This is a genomic window from Streptococcus sp. A22 (assembly GCF_043674215.1).
Taxonomy (GTDB): domain Bacteria; phylum Bacillota; class Bacilli; order Lactobacillales; family Streptococcaceae; genus Streptococcus; species Streptococcus suis_V.
In genome coordinates this window covers 1-2,090 of the sequence record NZ_JBIMJQ010000058.1, presented here as the reverse complement: position 1 = coordinate 2,090, position 2,090 = coordinate 1, and the positions used below count along the sequence as shown (strand labels likewise).

General features: G+C 41.1%; 1 protein-coding gene. It reads right to left on the bottom strand.

What is annotated here, in order from left to right:
- Positions 1 to 2,090, bottom strand: a 2,090-nt coding sequence (locus tag ACHBHN_RS11210) for an N-6 DNA methylase (protein ID WP_394734151.1), incomplete at both ends; no start/stop codon positions are given.

Sequence of the window (2,090 nt, the reverse complement as noted above, 5' to 3'; positions counted from 1 at the left end):
CCAAACTAGCAAGAAGCGAATACTTATCATCACTATCAAAAAGATTGCGGTTCACTGCACTGTTCAAATACCCATAGTGTTTGACAAAGCTATCATAGGTACGATTGAGTTTACCTAACAAGTGGTTAAAGCTCTCCTTATCATAGTCATAATAGCGTTGAATGGCAATGACTTCTTGGTAAGCATTGCGAATATCGACCATTCCTTTGATTCGTGCCACTTCTTTATCTGACAAAGGAGCTTCATAGAAAACAGTCTTTTTATAATAACCCTTAAACTGACCACGTTTTGCTGCATCATCGGTCACATAGACATCCAGAGCAGTGTTATCAGTCACTTCTAAGGCATTAAAGCGATCAATCTGCTTTTGAGAATGTTTGGTGTCCCATGCTTTAAAGTTGCCCTCTTCATCGACATAGTAACTGATTTCTTCCGTCTTGGTTCCGACTCGAATGCCTTTATTATCTCGATAGTAAACTGTAGCACCCTGGTAACCAAAACTGTACTGACCCAGATTCTCCCTCATTTCAGCTGGAATGGAGGTATCAATGACTTGTTTGATCAACACATCTGGGTTAATGATGACCTCATTTCTATCAATCTCTCTTGGGGCCTTAACGTGATTTAGAGCAGTTAGGACACTTGCAATCAAGTCATCACTAGTCCCCTTAACAGAAAGTGTTCCGCCGTTAAAATTTCTGACCTCGTAGGTTCCTAGCACTTGGCTATTGTATTCTCCATCAAAGTAAGGATTGAGCCAAATGCGACTATCCTTCTCATAGCGAATAGAACCTGAAAAGGCTAGGTCATCTGCCACATATCCCTTGTTCAGGTGTTTCTGGAAGAATAACATATCCGTTGTGACACTCGTTCCTGCAATGGCCTTAAAGGCAGAATCAGGCAGTCGAACCCCACCAAGAAATTCAGTTGTCTCACGAATATCTTGCAAGATGTTTTCTGTTCGCTTGTCCATAGTTCCTGTGGAAGAGATAATCGCTACTTGTCCACCATCATGGACCAAATCAAGTGACTTTTTGACAAAGTAATCATGAATCATGTAAGGCCTATCGTACCTGTTATCCGCAATTCGAATATTGGCAAAGGGCACATTTGAAATCGCCAAATCAAAACTATTGTCGTTAAAAGCCACCGTCTCAAAGCCCTTAATTTCAATGTGACTATTGGGATGAAGGTGTTTGGCAATAGCTCCTGTAATAGTATCTAATTCCACACCATATAACTCACTCTTTTCTCTTAAGTGTTTGGGCATTGCTGCAAAAAAATTCCCTGTTCCCATGGAAGGATCTAGGATTTTGCCACCTGTAAAGCCATCTCTTTCTAACTTATCCCACATCTGACGGATAAGGGTAGGGTCTGTATAATAGGCTGTCAGAGAGGACTGTTTCATATCCGAATACTCTTTATCTGTGACTAAGCTTTTCAGTTCTTCTCGTTCCTTAGAAAATTTTGGATTATAGTCATCAAAAAATTCATTGGCTAGTCCACCCCAGCCTACATACTTGGCAAGGAGTTCTTGTTCATTTTTACTTGCCTGACGGTGTCCCGTTTCAAGTGTTTTAACCAAACGAATGGCCGCAATGTTTGTCTCAACCTTATCTCTAGCAGTCTTTGGATAAAAGTCCGTCATATCTTCTGGAAAATAAAAGTCCGTTACTGGAATCTCTGGAATTGTTTCGGCGACTTCCTCTTCAGGAATTTGATTATCTGTTTCTTCAAGATCAGTATCGTTATGACCTTTTTCTGAACCATCTGGTTCCAATAGTCCAATACTCTGAACTGGCTCCTCTTCCAGAAATGAAAAAAGATTTAGTTCTTGGTCCGCTTCTTCTAACTCTGTTTGTGGTTCTGCCTTTGGCTGATGAAGTGCCTGACTGACTTCTTCCCAGGTCCTCACATAAAGAACTGGATTTTGTTCAATGATATCCGAAAAGTCATTAACTAACTCAATCCGAATCAAACCGTTCAATCGAGCATCGCTGACCGACACGACCTCAAAGTCCTGTCCCTTATAGGAAACCAATGACCCCAGAGGATAAGTGTCCAATACTCTCTGAACCAGTGGATTTTCC